The following is a 17,250-nucleotide window of genomic DNA, read 5'->3' as shown; positions in this document are numbered from 1 at the left end:
GCCGCGCCGGGTCACGCCACGACGCGGACCCGGGTGAGCCACCGGTTCAGTTCGAGGAGGTAGGACAGGCCGATCGCCGAGGTCCGGGCGGTGATCGGGCCGGGCAGCGCGTCCAGCTCGGAGGTGACCGCCCGGCGGACCTCAGCCCGGTCCATGAGGTCGAACAGCGGGGCGCCCGGTTCGTCGATCATCTCGATGACCAGGTTCTTCAGCGTCTCGACGTAGCCGGGGTCCCGGCTGGCCGGGTAGGCGCTCTTGGGCCTGTTCACGATCTCCTCCGGGAGCAGGTCCGCGCACGCCCGGCGCAGCAGCGCCTTCTCCGTCCCTCCGTCGGCCTTCATGTCCGCGGGCACGTTGAACAGGTACTCGGCGAGCCTGTGGTCGGCGAAGGGCACCCGCACTTCGAGGCCGACGGCCATGCTCATCCGGTCCTTGCGGTCCAGCAGCGCGCCCAGCCAGCGGGTCAGGCCGAGGTGGAAGACCTCCCGCTGCCTGCGTCCGGTGCGGTCCTCGCCGTCCACGTGCGGGACCTCCGCCAGCGCCTCCCGGTAGCGGTCGGCCTCGTAGTCCTCCGGCCGGATCGCGCGCCTCACCTCCTCGCGGAGCAGGAACTGCGGCTGGCGCCGCGCGTACATCCAGGGAAACGACGTGTGCCGGACGTACCGGTCGTCGACCTGCCAGGTGTAGCCGCCGAACATCTCGTCGGCCGACTCCCCCGACAGCGCCACCGTGCAGTCTCCCCGGACACCGCTGAACAGGTGGTACATCGAGACGTCGAGATCGCCCCAGCCGGGGAGGTCGCGCGCCCGCAGACCGCGGTCGAGCCCCTCGACGAGGCTGTCGGTATCGACCTGGACCACGGAGTGCTTGAGGCCGAGCCGTTCGGCGACCAGGCGCGCGTACGGCTCGTCCGGGCTGGGCCGCCACAGGTCGCTGCCCGGCCGGGCCGGCGACGGGACGCTCACCGAGTAGCTGGTCAGCTCCCCCGCGAACTCCCGGGCCGCCAGGGCCGTGATCGCGCTGGAGTCGATCCCTCCGGACAGCAGCGTGCCGACCGGCACGTCCGCCACGATCTGGCGCCTGACGATGTCGGTGAGCAGGGAGCGGACCTCGTCCGTCGTCGCGCGGAAGTCCTCGGTGTGGGGGCGGGCCTCCAGCCGCCAGTACCGGCTCTCGCGGCATCCGGACGCGTCGGCGACGACGAGGCACCCCGGCTTGAGCTCCCGCATCCCGCGGTAGACGGCGTGGCCGGGCGTCCTCGCGCGCGGGACGGCCGTCAACTCGGCGAGGCCCTCCAGATCCACCTCGGCCTTCATCTCGGGATGGGCCAGCAGCGCCTTGGGCTCCGACCCGAAGATGATCCCGTCGCCCACCCGGGCGTAGTAGAGCGGCTTTATCCCGAGCCGGTCCCTCACCAGCAGCAGTCGTCGCGCGTGTTCGTCCCAGATGGCGAAGGCGTACATTCCGTTGAGCCGCGTGACGAGATCCGCGCCCCATTGGAGATAGGCCGTCAGCAGGACTTCGGTGTCCGATCGGGTCCGGAACGACCAGCCGGCCGAGCGGAGCCGCTCACGGAGCTCGTGGAAGTTGTAGATCTCGCCGCTGAACGTGATGACGACCGGCTCGCCGTCGTGCCCGTTCCGCAGCATGGGCTGCCGCCCGCCCTCGATGTCGATGACGGCGAGCCGCCGGTGGCCCAGCGCGGCGTGGCGGGAGAGCCACGTCCCCTCGTCGTCGGGGCCGCGCGGCGCCTGGGTCCGCGTCATGGCGGTCACGACGGGGCCCTGCGTGGAGAGGTCCCGCGTCCAGTCGGCCCATCCGGTTATGCCGCACATGTGCGCTCCTTCCGTAGTCCTCTTGGGTGCGCGCGGGTCAGGCGGAAAGGAGACGGCTCCGCGCGAACGCGAAGAGATCGGGAAGGCCGGCGTTGACGAACGCCCAGTCGTGCCCGCCGGGGCGTTCCCGGTACCGGTGGTGAACGGAGGCGGCCGCGAGGGCCTCGCGCATTCTCCGGTTCATGCCGATCATGCGGGGATAGTCGTCCAGGCCGACGTCGAGATGCACTTCGATCGGGTGCTTCGCGTCCCGGTCCCGGAGCGCGCGGTACGGGTCGTACTCGCGCCGGACCTCGCTGCCGACCGGCCCCCAGACGCGCTCGTGGTCCCTCGTGGTCGGCATGGCCAGCCTCTGCCCGTCCCGCAGGTGGTCGTAGGGATCGCCTTCGCGCAGGGGGGCCTCGAAGGCACCGGCGTTGCTGCACACGACCGAGAACACCTCACCGTGCCGCAACGCCTGGTAGAGGGCGGCGGCCCCGCCCATGGAGAACCCGCCGACACCTCGCCCGTCCCGGGACGCCACGGTGTTGAAAGCGCCGTCGACATGGCCGACGACCTCCTCCACGAGGTAGTCCTCGTAGCGCCGCCCCCGGGCGTCGTTGATGAACCACGAGCGTCCGGATTCGGGGAGGACCACGACCAGCCCGGCCGAGTCCACGGCGGACGAGAGGTCGCCGCACTGGAGCCACGTGTTCCGGTTGCCGCCGAAGCCGTGCAGGAGGTACAGCACCGGAAAGGCGCGGCCGGTCGACGAGTATCTGGACGGCAGGAGGACGTTCACCGACTTCTCCCGGCCGATCGACGCGCTCCGCCAGGTCTCCGTCAGCACTTTCATCGCGGATCCGCCCAGCCCTCTCCCAGCCGCCTCCGGTCGATCTTCCCGGTGCCGGTCACCGGGAACGCGGTCCTGACGTGGAACCGCTCCGGGACCATGTAGCGCGGGATCTCGTCCAGGCAGTGGCGGCGCACCTTGGAGACGTCGAGCGGGTGCGTCTCGGGCACCACGTACGCCTCGACGACCCGTTCCCCGGTGCCGTCGTCGACCGCCACGCACGCGGCCTCCCGGACGTTGTCCGCGGCCGACAGGACCGCCTCGATCTCACCGATCTCGACACGGTGGCCTCGTATCTTCACCATGTCGTCCTCACGTCCGCAGAAGACGTGGTTCAGCTCGTCGTCGAGCCGGACCAGATCCCCGGTCCGGTACGCGTGCAGCGTCTCCCCGCCGGCCTGGGCGACCGACAGGGTTCTCTCCGCCGTGAAGTCGTCGTCGCGCCAGTAGCCGAGCATCACCGAGTCCCCGGCGACGCACAGCTCCCCGGATGCTCCCGGCTCGTGCTCCACCGGACGCCCGGCCCCGTCGACGATGAACGTCGCCGCGTAGGGGCAGGCACGGCCGATCGGCACGGGGTGCCGGCGGTGCTCCGCGACGTCCGACTCGCGGACGCGGTGGAAGACGCAGACGTTGGTCTCCGTCGGACCGTAGAGGTTGTAGAAGTCGACCTCGGGGACGAGCGAGTGCAGTTGCCGGAGCCGGGCGATCGGAAACGTCTCACCGGCGAACAGGACGACCCGCAGACGCGACTCGGCCAGCAGTCCGCTGTTCTTCGCGGCCAGCATCCGGGTCAGCGCTCCGGGAACCGAATACCAGACGGTGATGCGCTGCTCGGCGACGAACTTGTTGAGGGCGCCCCCGAGCCCGACCTGGCTCTCCGGGACGAGCACCACACAGCCGCCCGCCATGCACGTCGCGAACAGGTCGAGCACGGACAGGTCGAAGTGGAAGGGCGCATGACTGGAGACCCGGTCGGCGGGGCCGAGACCGAATTCGTCGACCGCCCATTCCACGAATGCGCGGGCATTGCCGTGGGAGAGCACCACGCCCTTGGGAAGGCCCTTCGATCCCGATGTGTGGAGGATGAAGGCCGGGCTGTGGAGGTCGAGGCCGCGTCCGGCTTCGACCTCCGCCGGGGCGGCGGTGAGCGCCTCCTCCCAGCCGGTGACGGACGCGTCCGCGGCCGGACCGGTGGACACGATCCGGCTGGAGCAGTTCTTCCGCAGCCATTCGACCCGGTCGTCCTGGGCGATCACGCAGGCGGCCTCGCAGTGGGCGATGATGTGGCCGGCCCTTTTGAAGGGCGCGCTCGGGTCGACGGGCACGTAGACCGCACCGGCCTTCAGCACCCCGTGCACGGCGATGACCGCCTCGATCGACTTGTGCAGCCACAGGACGACCCGGTCACCGGGGGCGACTCCGCCTTCGACCAGCGTGCGGGCCAGGGCCGAACTGAGCCGATCCAGCTCGCCGTAGGTCAACGCCTCGTCCCGGAACTCGACCGCCGGGGCCTCCGGACGCGTTCCGGCCCAGTGGCGCAGGCAGTCGCTCAGACCGTTCACCTTCCCTCCCCGCTTCCCCCGGATTCCGGCCAGGCGAGGCCGAGCTTCCCGGAGATGATCACTCGCTGCATGTCCGACGTGCCCGACGAGATCGTCATGCCGAGGGCGTCCCGGAGATTGCGCTCGGCGCGCCCGTCGGAGGAATAGCCGAGCGCCCCGTACACCTGCATCGCGCTGGTGAAGATCTCCGCCGCCGCTTCGCTCACGTACAGCTTGCCGACCTCGGGGAAGATGCTCGCCTCCGCGCCGTCGAGTTCCGACGCGGCGCGGTGCAGGAGCATGCGGGAGATCTCCCAGCGGATCCGCATGTCGACGATCCTGTTGGAGACCGACTGGTAACGCCCGATGTGCTTGCCGAACTGGCGGCGCCGCCGGCAGAAGCGCGTGCATTCCTCGATCTCCCGCCGCATGACGCCGAGCCACGGCGCCAGGAGAAGCGCCCGCTCCCACGCCATCGTCTGCGCGAACACGGCGGATCCCTGCCTTTCGGCGCCGAGCCGCCGAGAGGCGGGGATGCGGCACCCGTCCAGCTCGACCTCACCCCAGCGGGCGGTGCGAAGACCCATCTTCTCGGCCTGCTCGTGCACCGAGACGCCGGGATCGCCGCGCTCGACCAGGAAGGCGGTGACTCCGGTGAAGCCGAGCTCCGGGTCGACGGTCGCGTAGACGACGAACACATCGGCGACGGGCGCGTTCGTCACATAGCGCTTGCGTCCGGTCAGGACGTAGGAGTCGCCGTCGCGCTCGGCCATGGTGGCGAGCGACAGCGCGTCCGACCCGCTTCCCGGCTCGGTCATCGCGTTGGCCCCGACAAGGCGGCCGGCGGCGAGCCCGGGCAGGTACGCGCGCCGCTGCTCCTCGTCGCCGAACTTCCAGACCGGCACCTCGACGGCCAGGACGTGGGCGCCGACCGCCATCATGAGGCCGTTGTCGAGGCAGCCGTGCCCGAGCCCCTCCATCGCGTGCGCATAGTCGACGGGACCGCACCCGGATCCCCCGTATTCGGACGGCAGGATCAGGCCGAGCACACCCCGCTCGGCGCACCGCGACCAATCGTCGCGGCTGAACAGCCCGGCCCTGTCCCGCTCGGTCACATCCTTGCTCAGCGCCTCTTCGCCGAACGCGCGGAAAGCGCGGTACAGCCCGTCCTGGTCGCCGTCCCATTCGAACCGCATGGCTCTCCAATCCCCCGAGCGGGATGTCATGCCATATCGAGAATCGCCGGCGGCGGGACGGTCGCCACCACCGCGCGGAATCGCAAGCGTCGCCCCTCCGGTCCGCCAGGCGGGCACGGGAAACCCGGCCGCGCCGCACCGATCGCTGTCATTGTGCATCCGTGAAGCGATCTTGAAAAGCCCAACTTCTGCCAAATGGCCGCCGGGGGGCTCCGTACGGCCTCTTGCGCCCCCCGGACGCCTGTCGTACGGTACGGACCGTCAACCAATCGAAGCGGAAAACGTTCCGGCCATGGACGGCCCGCCACCGGTTCGTCGGCAAGAACCGGGGCTCGGACGGCCAGGTCGCCGGTAAGCGATGCGCCGTTCCCCGAAACGGGCGCCCTCAGTCCGCGGGTATCGATTCCCGCCGTGCCGACTCACTCCTGCCGACTCACTCCGGCCATTCCCGGGCCGACGCCGCAGACGAGGTGCATGCCATGGATCGTGCCAGCAACGTGGATCTGGCGGCGCAGATCAAAAGCATCATGATCCGCGTTCTCGATTTGGACATCGCCCCCGAACGACTGGACGACGCGGTCTCGCTCTACTCGCCGGTGGTGGGCATGGACTCGCTGAGCCTGCTGCACACCCTCGTGGAGATCGAGAAAGAGTTCGGCATCGAGATCGACGACGAGGACGTGATGCTCGCCGAACTGAGGAACGTGGGAAGCCTTGTCGACATGATCAGCGGAATCATCGGCGCGGAGGGCGGAAAAGCGTAACATGCGCGAGGTTTTCGAGCTGGACCGGGACCAGGTTCCCACGCACTGGTACAACATCCTCGCGGACCTTCCGATCGAGGTGCCCCCGGCTAGACCGGCACCGCCGAGGAACGGCGGTTCGGCGCCGCTGCAACCGCAACTGCCGTTGTCGATGTACCGCCAGAGCATCGGCCGTGAGCGCTACGTCGAGATTCCCGGCCCCGTTCGATCGGAGTACCAGCGCTGGCGCCCGACCCCCCTTTTCCGGGCGTCCAGGCTGGAGAACGCCCTCGACACCCCGGCGCACATCTATTTCAAGTACGAAGGCACCAGTCCGTCCGGCAGCCACAAGATAAACACCGCGCTGGCACAGGCCTATTACTACGGCAGGTCCGGCGTCAGGGAGATGGTGACGGGAACCGGCGCCGGCCAGTGGGGCACCGCGCTCGCGATGGCATGCCACCCGTACGGCATGGCGTGCACCGTCTTCATGGTGCGGTCCAGCTACGAGCAGAAGCCGTACCGGGGCACGCTGATGCGGTTGAACGGCGCCGAGGTCGTCCCGAGTCCCAGCACGAGGACGGAGGTGGGCAGGGCCGCCCTGCGCGCCGACCCCGAGTCGCCGGGCACCCTCGGGATCGCGAACGCCGAGGCGATCGAGTACGCCAACGGCCGGAAGGGGGCGCGGTTCTCGATCGGCAGCGGAGAGAACCACGTCCTCATGCATCAGACGGTCATCGGCGAGGAGGCCCTGCTGCAGATGGAGCTGGCCGGCGAGTTCCCCGACGTCGTGATCGGCGCGATGGGAGCGGGCAGCAACTTCGCCGGGCTGACCTTCCCCTTCTACCGGGCGGCGCTGGCGGAGAACCCCGCCACGCGGTTCCTGGCGGTGGAGCCCGACGCTTGCCCCAAGATGACCAGGGGCAGCTACATGCTGGACTACACCGACTACTCCGGCGTGACCCCCGCGGTCAAGATGTACACCCTGGGGCACACGTTCACGGCTTACCACATCCACGCCGGGGGTCTGCGGTACCACGGCGCCGCTCCGATCGTCAGCGCCATGTACGACAACGGGATGGTGGAGGCGACCTCCTACTCGCAGACCCGCGTCTTCGAAAGCGGCGCCGCGTTCGCGAAGGCCGAAGGGCTCGTTCCCGCCCCCGAGTCGGCCCACGCCGTCGCCGCCGCGATCGACGAGGCGGTGCGGGCGCGCGAAGAGGGCGAGGAGCGGGTCGTCCTGGTCGGTCTCAGCGGCCATGGCCTGCTGGACCTCGGCGCCTACGAGAGCCACCTCTCCGGAGAGACCGTCGACGTCGCTCCCACCGACGAGGAGATCAAGGCGTCCCTGCGCCTCATCGAATCGTTGTGACGGACGGGGCGGCGGCCAGGGCCGCGGACCGCCATGCTCAGCGAGGTGATCGCTGGTGCGTACGGCCTGACGCCTGGGAACGCCAGATCACCGGGCTCGCCGCCCGGGGGCACAGCGCCAGGCGGATGGCGGCCGCGCTGGGGATCTCGCCGTTCTCGGTGCAGGACCACCTCAAGGCGGTGTTCGCCAAGACGGGCGTGCGCAGCCGCGGTGAACTCGTCGCGGAGGTCCGCACCCGGCACTACGCCCTGCGATCGGCGGCGGGCGCGGCCCCGGGCCCCTACGGCTGGTACCTCGACGAGCACCTCGCGGTCCTGTAGGGCCGGGCTCCGCCCGGCGCGGCGGCTCAGGACGGGGCGGGAAACGGGCCGGCGCGGCCGAGCAGGGCCGGGACCGGCCTGCCGAGGCGTTCGCCGAGCCAGGCCGCCGTCTCGGCGACCGCGGACATCCGGACGCCGGTGTCGACGCCCGAGCGGTCCAGGGCGTACAGCAGGTCCTCGGTGGCGATGTTGCCGGTGGCGGCGGGCGCGAACGGGCAGCCGCCGAAGCCGCCGGCGCTGGCGTCCAGGGCGCTCGCCCCGCAGTCGAGCGCGGTGAGGGCGTTGGCGTAGCCGGTGTTGCGGGTGTTGTGGAAGTGGCAGCGCAGCGGGACGCCGGGCGCGATCTCCGCGGCGCCCGTCAACAGCGCACGGACCTGGGCGGGGACGCCGACACCGATCGTGTCGGCCACGGCGATCTCGTCGGGTTCGCTCTCGGCGACCCGCCGGACCAGGTCGAGCACGCGGTCCGCGGTGACCTCGCCCTCGAAGGGGCAGCCGAAGGCCGCGGCGATCGTGACGGTGCGGCGGACGCCGGCGGCGCGTGCGTCCGCGGCGATGGCGGCCCAGGCGGCGGCGCCCTCCTCGACCGTGCAGCCCTGGTTGCGGCGGCTGAACTCGTCGGTGGCCACCACGACGACGTTGATCTCGTCGACTCCGGCGGCGAGCGCGCGGTCGAGCCCGCGCCGGTTGAGGACGAGCCCCGCGTAGCTGACGCCGTCCGGCCTCGGGAGCCGCTCCATCACCGCCTCGGCGTCGGCCATCTGCGGGACCCGCTTCGGGTTCACGAAGCTCACGGCCTCGATCCGCCGCAGGCCCGCCGCGACGCTGCGCTCGATGAGCCGCACCTTGTCGGCGGTCGCGAGGATCGCCGACTCGTTCTGCAGCCCGTCCCGGGGCGCCACCTCGATGAGTTCGACCATGAGCATCCTTTGTATGCAATCCAGAGCCATCCGCAGGATTGTCCTGGGAAGTCTCTTGTGTCAAGGCTCACGTTCTGTCTATCTTGCATGCAATCAATCGGAGGAGGTTCGGATGGTCCGTGCCGTGGACCGTGTCTACACACGGCTGCGCGCCGACATCCTGGACGGCGTCCACCCGCCCGGGGCACGCCTCGGCGAGGCCGAGCTGGCCGAGGCCACCGGCTCCAGCCGGACGCCCGTCCGGGAGGCGCTGCGGCGGCTGGAGGTCGAGGGCCTGGTGGAGGTGCTGCCGCACCGCGGCGCGCGGGTCCCGGACTGGACGGCCGAGGACCTGGAGGAGATCTACGACCTGCGGATGCTGCTGGAGAGCGCCGCCGCGCGGCGCGCCGCCGCCCGCGTCACCGACGCGGACGTGGACCGGATGGACGAGCTGTGCCGCCTGATGGAGGCGGCCGTCGAGCCGGGCGCCGGCCAGGACCTGGACCGGGTCGCCGAGCTCAACGCCGAGTTCCACGACATCGTCCGCGCCGCCGCCGCCAGCGGCCGGCTCGTGTCCATGCTCAACGCGGTGGTGCAGCTCCCGCTCGTGATGCGGACCTTCCACCGCTACTCCCCCTCCGACCTGGCCCGCAGTTCCGCCCACCACCGCGAGCTGGCCGCCGCGCTGCGCGCCGGGGACGGGACGTGGGCCGAGTCGGTGATGCGGGCGCACGTGCTCGCCGCCAAGGCGGTGCTGCTGCGCGCCGCCCCCGCCCCGGACGACCGGGACGCCCCGGACGACCGGGACGACCGGGACGACCGGGACGACCGGGACGACCGGGACGACCGGGACGACCACACGGAAACGAGGACCGGCTAGATGTCAACGCACGACGGCGCCGCGCCGGACGCCAGGGGCCCGCTCGCCGACCTGCGCGTCGTGGAGATGGGGCAGCTGCTCGCCGGACCGTTCTGCGGCCAGCTGCTCGGCGACTTCGGCGCGGAGGTGATCAAGCTGGAGTCGCCCGGCGCCGGCGACCCGATGCGCCAGTGGGGGCGCGAGAAGCCGCACGGCAAGTCCCTGTGGTGGCCGGTGGTCGCCCGCAACAAGAAGTCGGTGACCTGCGACCTGCGCACCCCCGAGGGGCAGGGCCTCGCCCGGCGGATCATCGAGCGCGCCGACATCGTGGTCGAGAACTTCCGCCCCGGCACGCTGGAGCGCTGGGGGATGGACTTCGACCGGCTCCGCGAGACGAACCCCGGCCTGATCCTGGTGCGCGTGTCCGGGTTCGGGCAGACCGGCCCCTACGCGCCCCGGGCCGGATACGGGTCGATCGGCGAGGCGATGGGCGGGATCCGCTACGTCACCGGCGACCCGGGCGGCGCGCCCGCCCGGGCCGGGATCTCGCTGGGCGACTCGCTGGCGGCGGTGTTCGCCACGATCGGCGCGCTCGTGGCCGTCCACCGCCGGCACGCCACCGGACGCGGCCAGGTCGTCGACTCGGCGATCTACGAGGCGGTGCTGGCCATGATGGAGTCGCTGCTGCCCGAGTGGGCGGTCGCCGGGTACCAGCGCGAGCGGACCGGGTCCGTGCTGCCCAACGTCTCGCCCAGCAACGTCTACCCGACCGCGTCGGGCGAGATGATCCTCATCGCCGCCAACCAGGACACCGTGTTCGGACGGCTCGCCGAGACGATGGGACGCCCCGAGCTGAGCGCCGACCCCCGGTTCGCCGGGCACGCCGACCGGGGCCGGAACATGGCCGAGCTGGACGACATCATCTCGGCCTGGTCGGCCGGGATCGAGACCGGGGACCTGCTGGAGCGGCTGCACGCCGGCGGCGTCCCGGCCGGCCGCATCTACACCGCCAAGGACATGTTCGACGATCCCCACTTCGCCGCCCGGGAGGCGATCGTGCGCCTCGTCCACCCGGACTTCGGCGAGCTCCCGATGCACAACGCGTTCCCCAGGCTCAGCGAGACCCCGGGTTCGGTCCGCCGGCCCGGACCCGGGCTCGGCGAGCACAACCGGGAGGTCTACGGCGGCCTCCTGGACCTACCAGAAGACGAGATCGCCGCGCTGTCGCAGCGCGGCGTCATCTGAGCACAGCACCGGGAGAGCAGATGGGTTATCGACTGGGCGTCGACGTGGGCGGCACGTTCACCGACGTGCTGCTGGTCGACGAGCGGACCGGCGTCAGCCACCGCGCCAAGACGGCGTCCACTCCGGCGGACCAGTCGGAGGGCGTGCTGAACGGCATCCGCAAGGTGTGCCGGGACGCCGGGATCGAGACGCACGAGGTGGCGCACGTCCTGCACGGCACCACCGTGGCGACCAACGCGATCCTCCAGGGCCGGGGCGCCCGGGTCGGGCTGGTGACCACCGAGGGGTTCCGGCAGGTCCTGCAGATCGGGCGGTCGTTCGTCCCCGGCGGCCTCGCCGGCTGGATCATCTGGCCAAAGCCCGAGCCGCTGGCCCGGCTGGAGCACACCGTGGAGATCCCGGGACGGATCGCCGCCGACGGCGCGGTCGTCGCCCCGCTGGACGAGGACCGCGCGCGGGCGGAGCTGCGGCGGCTCGGCGGCGCCGGCATCGAGGCCCTGACGGTCTCCCTGATCAACTCCTACGCGAACGACGCGCACGAGCGCCGGGTGGCGGAGCTCGCCGCCGAGGAGCTGCCCGGGGTGCCGGTGTCGCTGTCCAGCCGCGTCCTGCCGGAGATGCGGGAGTACGAGCGCACGGTCACCACCGTGGCGAACAGCTACGTCCAGCCCGAGGTGTCCCGGTACGTGCGCAACCTGGACCGGTCGCTGAGCGGCAGCGGGATCGACGCGCCGCTGTCGGTGCTGCGCAGCGACGGCGGGCTGACCAAGGCCGCCAAGGCGGCCGAGGACCCGGTCTCGCTGCTGCTGTCCGGCCCGGCCGGCGGCGTCACGGGCGCGGTCTGGTTCGCCGAGCAGGCCGGGTTCCCCGACTTCCTCACCTTCGACATGGGCGGCACGTCCACCGACGTGGCGCTGGTGCTCGGCGGGCGCCCCCGGATCGGCCGGGAGACCACCGTCGGCGACCTCACCGTCCGCGCCACCAGCGTGGACGTCCGCACGGTCGGCGCGGGCGGCGGCTCGATCGCGCACGTCCCGGAGCTGACCAGGGCGCTGCGGGTCGGCCCGCAGTCCGCGGGCGCCGACCCGGGCCCCGCCGCCTACGGGGCGGGCGGCACGGACCCGACCGTGACCGACGCCAACGTCGTGCTCGGCTACCTTCCGACGCGGCTGGCCGGCGGGGAGATCGCGCTGGACGCCGAGGCCGCCCGCAAGGCGATGCGCTCCATCGCCGACGCGATGGGCCTGCCGAGCGTCGAGGCCGCGGCGGCCGGCGTGATCGACATCGTCAACGAGAACATGCTCGGCGCGCTGCGCCTGATCAGCGTCCGGCAGGGCTACGACCCCCGCGACTTCGCGCTGATGTCGTTCGGCGGCGCGGGCCCCCTGCACGCCAACGCGCTCGGCCGGCTGACCGGCTCCTGGCCGGTGATCGTGCCGCCGTCGCCGGGCGTCCTGTGCGCCTACGGCGACGCGACCACCTGCCCGCGCGACGAGAGCGCCCGCACGATGGTGCGCCGCTTCTCCACCCTCGACGACGACGAGCTGCGCGCCGCGCTCGCCGAACTGGCCGAGGCCGCCGCCGCGCGGCTGGAGGCGGAGGGCGTGCCGCGCGCGAGCCAGACCGCGACGTACCAGGTCGACCTGCGCTACCACGGGCAGGGCTTCGAGATCCCGGTCGAAGTGGACCGCGCCACCGTCGACGGCGAGCTGCTGGCCGGGCTGGGCGCCGCGTTCGACGCCGAGCACGAGCGGCTGTTCTCCTTCCTACTCGGCAACGAGCGCGAGGTGATCAACCTGCGGGTCACGGTGAGCGGTCCGCGTCCGCAGGTCGCCTGGCGCGTCCTGCCGGAGGGGTCGGGCGACCCGTCCGCCGCGCTCGTCCGCGAGACCGAGGTGTGGATGGACGGCGCCACGACGCCCGCCCGCATCTACGACCGTTCCAAGCTGCTCTCCGGTGACGTCGTGGCCGGGCCGGCCGTGGTGGTGGAGATGGACTCCACCACCCTCGTGCTGGCCGGGCACTCCGCGACCGTGCACCCCAGCGGCAGCCTGCTGATCCGTCCGCTGAACGAGGAGGGCTGATGGCCGAGATCCTGCAGACCGCGACCGCGCCGGCCGGCCGCGTCGACGTCGACCCGGTGACCCTGGACATCATCGAGAACGCGCTGCGCAACGCCCGCCACGAGATGGACGAGGTGCTGTTCCGCACCGCGCTGTCCCCGGGCATCCGCGAGCAGCACGACGAGTTCCCGCTGATCGCTGATCCGTCCGGGAAGATGGTCGTCGGCCAGTTCGGGCTCTCGGTCCCCGACTTCCTGGAGAACTTCGACGGGACGATCGGCGAGGGCGACATCCTGATGACGTCCGACCCGTACGCGTGCGGAGCCGCGATCAGCCACGCCAACGACTGGCTGCTGGTGGTGCCGATCTTCCACGGGGGCCGGCTGGTCGGCTGGTCCTCGATGTTCGGGCACATGTCGGACGTGGGCGGCAAGACGCCCAGCTCGATGCCCGCCGACGCCCGCACCATCTACGAGGAGGGCGTGGTCGTCCCGCCGTTCAAGCTGTACGAGGGCGGCGTGCTGAACGAGCCGGCGCTGCGCATCATCCTCAACCAGGTGCGCATGCCCGACTGGAACCGGGCCGACTTGAACGGCCTGGTCGCCGCGTGCACCACGGCCGCGCGGCGGGTCTCCGAGCTGTGCGCCCGGTTCGGCGTCGAGACGTACCTGTCGGCGCTGGACGCCCTGCTCGACCGCAACCACCAGGCCATGAAGGTGCTGCTGGCCACCCTCTTCGAGGACGGCCGGACGCTGGAGTTCGCCGACTACATCTGCGACGACGGCTGCGGGTACGGCCCGTACGAACTCAAGATCTCGCTCACCCGGACCGGAGAGAAGATCCATCTGGACTTCTCGCACGCGGCTCCGCAGGCCGTCGGGCCGGTCAACTACTTCATCAACGAGAACCTCGTCCGGATGTTCTTCGGCATCTACGTGATCACCGTCGCGGATCCGCAGATCCTCTGGAACGACGGCTTCTACCCGCTGATCGACGTGACGATCCCCGAGGACTCGTTCTGGAAGCCGCGCCACCCGGCCGCGCTGAACGCCCGCAACCACGGCATCGGCCGGGTGTTCGACCTGTTCGGCGGGCTGCTCGGCCAGACCAACCCGGAGATCCTCAACGCGGCCGGCTTCTCGTCCTCGCCGCACTTCATGTACTCGGGCCACTATGGCCCGGGGCCGCGCGAGGGCGAGTGGTTCCAGCTGTACTCGATCGGGTTCGGCGGCGTGCCGGGACGTCCCGTCGGGGACGGCCCGGACGGGCACTCGCTGTGGCCGTCGTTCGTCAACATCCCTGCGAGTACCTGGAGTCGTACTACCCGCTGCGCGTCGAGCGGTGGGAGACGATCGCCGACTCCGGCGGCGCGGGCCTGCACCGGGGCGGCAACGGGGTCGACGTCGCGTACCGCTTCGAGGAGCCCGGCACGATCGCGATCCACGACGACCGCTGGCTCACCTACCCGTGGGGCGTGAACGGGGGGCGTCCCGGCGAGCGGGGCCGCAAGTGGATCGAGCGGGCGGACGGCACCCGGGAGGTGCTGCCCAGCAAGATCCACGACGTCGTGGTCGGGCCCGGGGACGTCCTGCACTTCGTGACCTGGGGCGGCGGCGGGTGGGGCGACCCGCTCGCCCGTCCCGCCGAGCTGGTGGCGCTGGAGGTCCTGCGCGGCCTGGTCACCGCGGACGGCGCGCGCGACGGCTACGGCGTCGTCTGCACCGCCGGAGGCGTCCTCGACGAGGAGGCCACCGGCCTGCTGCGGGCGAGGAAGGCCGCGGAGCGGACGGAGATCCCGGTGTTCGACATGGGCCCGCCGCTGGAGGAGATCCTCGCCCGCTGCGAGGAGGAGACGGGCCTTCCCGCGCCGCGGCCGCCGGTCGACGTGCGGTCCGCCGCCGCGCTGAGGGACCGCCGGTGAGCGACGACCTCGCCGCCGGCTACCGCGCGTCGGGATTCGGCCGCGGCCTCGGCTGCGGCCGGTCGCCGGCGGTGCTGGCGGTGGACCTCGTCCGCGCCTACCTGGTGGACGGGTCGCCGCTGCGCGCCCCGGTCGAGGACGCGGTGGCCGCCGCCGCGAGCCTGATCGAGGCGGGCCGGGCGGCCGGGCTGCCCGTGCTGTTCACCCGGGTGACCTACCAGCCGGGAGGCGCGGACGGCGGCCTGTTCCGCCGCAAGATCCCCGCGCTCCGCGTGTTCGAGGAGGGGAGCCCCCTCGGCGACTTCGCCGAGGGGGCGGCCCCCCGTCCGGGCGAGACCGTGGTGACCAAGCAGTACGCCAGCGCGTTCCACGGCACGTCCCTGGCGGCCACCCTGACCGCGTCCGGCATCGACACCGTGCTGGTCTGCGGGCTCACCACCAGCGGCTGCGTCCGCGCCACCGCGACCGACGCGCTGCAGCACGGGTTCCGCCCGCTGGTGGTGGACGAGGCCTGCGGCGACCGGGACCCCCGCCTGCACGAGGCGAACCTGCTGGACCTCGGCGCCAAGTACGCCGACGTCCTGTCCCTCGGCGAGGCGCTCACCACCGTGCGCGGCTCCTCACCGGGCCGTGGGGAAGGCCATTGAGGACGCCCCGTCTGCCACGGCGGGGACGGGCCAGCGGGACGTGACGGCCTTGGCGCGTGTGTAGAAGCGCACCCCTTCGGCCCCGTGGACGTGGGTGTCACCGAACAGGGACGCCTTCCAGCCGCCGAAGGAGTAGAACGCCATCGGCACCGGGATGGGGACGTTCACCCCGATCATCCCGACGTGCACGGCGCGCTGGAACCGCCGCGCCGCCTCCCCGGACGAGGTGAAGATCGCCGTCCCGTTGCCGTAGGGGTTGGCGTTGATCAGCTCGATCGCCTCGTCGAGGGTCTCGGCGCGCAGCACCAGCAGGACCGGTCCGAAGATCTCCTCCTGGTAGGCCGCCATGCCGGTGGCGACGCCGTCGAGCAGGCAGGGGCCGACGAAGAACCCGGGACCGGGCGCGCCGCGACCGTCCACGACGAGCTTCGCGCCGGCCCGCTCGGCGTCCTCGACGTGGCCGGTGACGCGCTGCCGCGCCGCCTCGCTGATCAGCGGACCCATCTCGCTCGCCGGGTCGTCGCCCGGCCCGACCCTGATCGCGCGGGCCCGGACCGCGAGCCGCTCGATCAGCGGGTCCGCGGCGGCCCCCACGGCGACCGCGACGGAGACCGCCATGCAGCGCTGGCCCGCCGATCCGTACGCCGCCGCCGTGATCTGGTCGGCGGCCAGGTCGAGGTCGGCGTCGGGCAGGACCACCGCGTGGTTCTTCGCGCCGCCGAGGGCCTGCACCCGCTTCCCGGCGGAGCCCGCCGCCTCGTGGACGTGCCGCGCGACGGGCGTGGACCCGACGAACGACACCGCCGCCACGTCCGGGTGCGTGATCAGTGCGTCGGCGGTCTCGCGGTCGCCGTGCAGCACGTTGAACACCCCGTCCGGGAGCCCGGCCTGCGCGTACAGCTCGGCGACCAGGTTGGAGGCGGAGGGCACGCGCTCGCTCGGCTTCAGCACGAACGTGTTGCCGCAGGCGATGGCGATCGGGTGCATCCAGAGCGGGACCATCACGGGGAAGTTGAACGGGACGACCCCCGCGCACACGCCGAGCGGCTGCCGGAACGAGAACGCGTCCACCCCGGACGACACCTGGTCGGAGTACTCGCCCTTGAGCACCTGCGCGATCCCGCACGCGAACTCGACGACCTCCCGGCCGCGCACGACCTCCCCGCGCGCGTCGTCGAGGACCTTGCCGTGCTCGGCGGTGACCAGGCGGGCCAGCTCGTCCTCGTGCCGCTCCAGCAGGTCGCGCAGCGCGAACATGATCCGCGCCCGGCGGCTCAGCGACACCTCCGACCACGACTCGAACGCCCGCGCGGCGGTCCCCACCGCCAGGTCCACCTCGGCGCGCCGCCCGAGCACGACCTCGCCCGACTGAAGGCCCGTCGCGGGGTCGTGGACGGCGGCCGAGGTGCTCCCGCCTACCGGGACACCACCGATCCAGTGCTGGATAGAACGCATCGGGTTCCTTTCAGAGGTAACGGCGCTGGGTCTTCTTGCTGTCTTCGTAGTGGGCGCGTGCCTGCCGTGTGTCGTCCAGTTCGGAGACCTCGGCGACCGGGACGTCCCACCACGCCTCGCTGCTCGGGCCCGCGACGAGGGGGTCGGTCTCGACGTGCACGACCGTCGTGCGGGGCGACGCGATCGCCTGGCGGAGCGCGTCCCTGAAGCCGTCGGCGTCGACGGCGCGGATGACGTCGGCGCCGAGGCTGGCGGCGTTGGCGGCGAGGTCGACCGGGATCGGTTCGCCGTCCAGGCCGGTGGGGGTGCGCAGGCGGTG

Annotated in this window: 13 protein-coding genes and 2 pseudogenes; 8 read left to right on the top strand and 7 right to left on the bottom strand. The window is 72.0% G+C overall.

The annotated features are described in order from the left end of the window. Nucleotides 1-11: 11 nt before the first annotated feature. From asnB to AB0K37_RS16875, 4 genes are read right to left on the bottom strand one after another with little or no spacing between them, the layout of a single operon-like run. A complete protein-coding gene (asnB, locus tag AB0K37_RS16890) occupies nucleotides 12-1,835 on the bottom strand; it encodes an asparagine synthase (glutamine-hydrolyzing) (RefSeq protein ID WP_363981347.1) in 1,824 nt (607 codons plus the stop codon). 37 nt (nucleotides 1,836-1,872) lie between these two features. After that, a complete protein-coding gene (locus AB0K37_RS16885; protein WP_363981344.1) occupies nucleotides 1,873-2,670 on the bottom strand; it encodes an alpha/beta hydrolase family protein in 798 nt (265 codons plus the stop codon). Further along, nucleotides 2,667-4,232 (bottom strand): amino acid adenylation domain-containing protein, encoded by a 1,566-nt coding sequence (locus AB0K37_RS16880; RefSeq protein WP_363981341.1) that lies wholly within the window; start codon nucleotides 4,230-4,232, stop codon nucleotides 2,667-2,669. The genes AB0K37_RS16885 and AB0K37_RS16880 overlap by 4 nt, the downstream gene beginning before the upstream one ends. After that, nucleotides 4,229-5,407, bottom strand: a complete 1,179-nt coding sequence (locus AB0K37_RS16875) for an acyl-CoA dehydrogenase family protein (RefSeq protein WP_363981338.1) — start codon at nucleotides 5,405-5,407, stop codon at nucleotides 4,229-4,231. The genes AB0K37_RS16880 and AB0K37_RS16875 overlap by 4 nt, the downstream gene beginning before the upstream one ends. Before the next feature lie 479 nt (nucleotides 5,408-5,886). On the opposite strand from AB0K37_RS16875, the gene AB0K37_RS16870 reads away from it, so the two are divergent. The 3 genes from AB0K37_RS16870 to AB0K37_RS16860 are packed head-to-tail and all read left to right on the top strand — an operon-like array spanning nucleotide 5,887 to nucleotide 7,842. Continuing rightward, nucleotides 5,887-6,171 (top strand): acyl carrier protein, encoded by a 285-nt coding sequence (locus AB0K37_RS16870; protein WP_363981335.1) that lies wholly within the window; start codon nucleotides 5,887-5,889, stop codon nucleotides 6,169-6,171. 1 nt (nucleotide 6,172) lies between these two features. After that, nucleotides 6,173-7,522, top strand: coding sequence for a TrpB-like pyridoxal phosphate-dependent enzyme (locus AB0K37_RS16865; RefSeq protein ID WP_363981332.1), 1,350 nt, complete (start codon nucleotides 6,173-6,175; stop codon nucleotides 7,520-7,522). Continuing rightward, a complete protein-coding gene (locus tag AB0K37_RS16860) occupies nucleotides 7,519-7,842 on the top strand; it encodes a helix-turn-helix transcriptional regulator (protein ID WP_363981329.1) in 324 nt (107 codons plus the stop codon). The genes AB0K37_RS16865 and AB0K37_RS16860 overlap by 4 nt, the downstream gene beginning before the upstream one ends. Nucleotides 7,843-7,868: 26 nt before the next feature. On the opposite strand, the gene AB0K37_RS16855 is transcribed toward AB0K37_RS16860, so the two are convergent. After that, nucleotides 7,869-8,768: a hydroxymethylglutaryl-CoA lyase gene (locus AB0K37_RS16855; protein WP_363981326.1), complete on the bottom strand. Its 900-nt coding sequence runs from the start codon at nucleotides 8,766-8,768 to the stop codon at nucleotides 7,869-7,871. A gap of 106 nt (nucleotides 8,769-8,874) precedes the next feature. Between AB0K37_RS16855 and AB0K37_RS16850 the strand changes: the two genes are divergently transcribed. From AB0K37_RS16850 to AB0K37_RS16830, 5 genes and pseudogenes are all read left to right on the top strand, one after another. Beyond that, nucleotides 8,875-9,621, top strand: coding sequence for a GntR family transcriptional regulator (locus tag AB0K37_RS16850; protein ID WP_363981323.1), 747 nt, complete (start codon nucleotides 8,875-8,877; stop codon nucleotides 9,619-9,621). Next, nucleotides 9,622-10,845: a CoA transferase gene (locus AB0K37_RS16845; RefSeq protein WP_363981320.1), complete on the top strand. Its 1,224-nt coding sequence runs from the start codon at nucleotides 9,622-9,624 to the stop codon at nucleotides 10,843-10,845. Nucleotides 10,846-10,865: 20 nt separating this feature from the next. Continuing rightward, complete coding sequence (locus AB0K37_RS16840; protein WP_363981317.1) at nucleotides 10,866-12,929, top strand: hydantoinase/oxoprolinase family protein; 2,064 nt, start codon at nucleotides 10,866-10,868, stop codon at nucleotides 12,927-12,929. Next, a pseudogene (locus AB0K37_RS16835) lies at nucleotides 12,929-14,829 on the top strand (hydantoinase B/oxoprolinase family protein). Before AB0K37_RS16840 ends, AB0K37_RS16835 begins: the two are co-directional and overlap by 1 nt. Beyond that, on the top strand, nucleotides 14,826-15,476 hold the full coding sequence (locus AB0K37_RS16830) for an isochorismatase family protein (RefSeq protein ID WP_363981314.1): 651 nt from the start codon (nucleotides 14,826-14,828) through the stop codon (nucleotides 15,474-15,476). Before AB0K37_RS16835 ends, AB0K37_RS16830 begins: the two are co-directional and overlap by 4 nt. Here AB0K37_RS16830 and AB0K37_RS16825 read toward each other — a convergent pair. Continuing rightward, nucleotides 15,450-16,931 carry a CoA-acylating methylmalonate-semialdehyde dehydrogenase gene (locus tag AB0K37_RS16825; protein ID WP_363981311.1) on the bottom strand — a complete coding sequence of 494 codons (1,482 nt, stop codon included), beginning with the start codon at nucleotides 16,929-16,931 and terminating at the stop codon, nucleotides 15,450-15,452. The genes AB0K37_RS16830 and AB0K37_RS16825 overlap by 27 nt on opposite strands. Nucleotides 16,932-16,941: 10 nt before the next feature. Next, nucleotides 16,942-17,250, bottom strand: a pseudogene (locus AB0K37_RS16820) (3D-(3,5/4)-trihydroxycyclohexane-1,2-dione acylhydrolase (decyclizing)); the annotation flags it as partial.

Source organism: Actinomadura sp. NPDC049753 (assembly GCF_040674655.1).
Taxonomy (GTDB): domain Bacteria; phylum Actinomycetota; class Actinomycetes; order Streptosporangiales; family Streptosporangiaceae; genus Spirillospora; species Spirillospora verrucosospora.
Note: the sequence above shows the minus strand (reverse complement) of the source record. Positions and strands in the feature narration are given on the sequence as shown.

Bases quoted from the DNA above. Each gene is read 5' to 3' on its own strand.
- asnB (WP_363981347.1), bottom strand. From the start codon at position 1,835: ATGTGCGGCATAACCGGATGGGCCGACTGGACGCGGGACCTCTCCACG.
- AB0K37_RS16885 (WP_363981344.1), bottom strand. From the start codon at position 2,670: ATGAAAGTGCTGACGGAGACCTGGCGGAGCGCGTCGATCGGCCGGGAG.
- AB0K37_RS16855 (WP_363981326.1), bottom strand. From the start codon at position 8,768: ATGCTCATGGTCGAACTCATCGAGGTGGCGCCCCGGGACGGGCTGCAG.
- AB0K37_RS16850 (WP_363981323.1), top strand. From the start codon at position 8,875: ATGGTCCGTGCCGTGGACCGTGTCTACACACGGCTGCGCGCCGACATC.
- AB0K37_RS16870 (WP_363981335.1), top strand. From the start codon at position 5,887: ATGGATCGTGCCAGCAACGTGGATCTGGCGGCGCAGATCAAAAGCATC.
- AB0K37_RS16845 (WP_363981320.1), top strand. From the start codon at position 9,622: ATGTCAACGCACGACGGCGCCGCGCCGGACGCCAGGGGCCCGCTCGCC.
- AB0K37_RS16865 (WP_363981332.1), top strand. From the start codon at position 6,173: ATGCGCGAGGTTTTCGAGCTGGACCGGGACCAGGTTCCCACGCACTGG.
- AB0K37_RS16840 (WP_363981317.1), top strand. From the start codon at position 10,866: ATGGGTTATCGACTGGGCGTCGACGTGGGCGGCACGTTCACCGACGTG.
- AB0K37_RS16825 (WP_363981311.1), bottom strand. From the start codon at position 16,931: ATGCGTTCTATCCAGCACTGGATCGGTGGTGTCCCGGTAGGCGGGAGC.
- AB0K37_RS16875 (WP_363981338.1), bottom strand. From the start codon at position 5,407: ATGCGGTTCGAATGGGACGGCGACCAGGACGGGCTGTACCGCGCTTTC.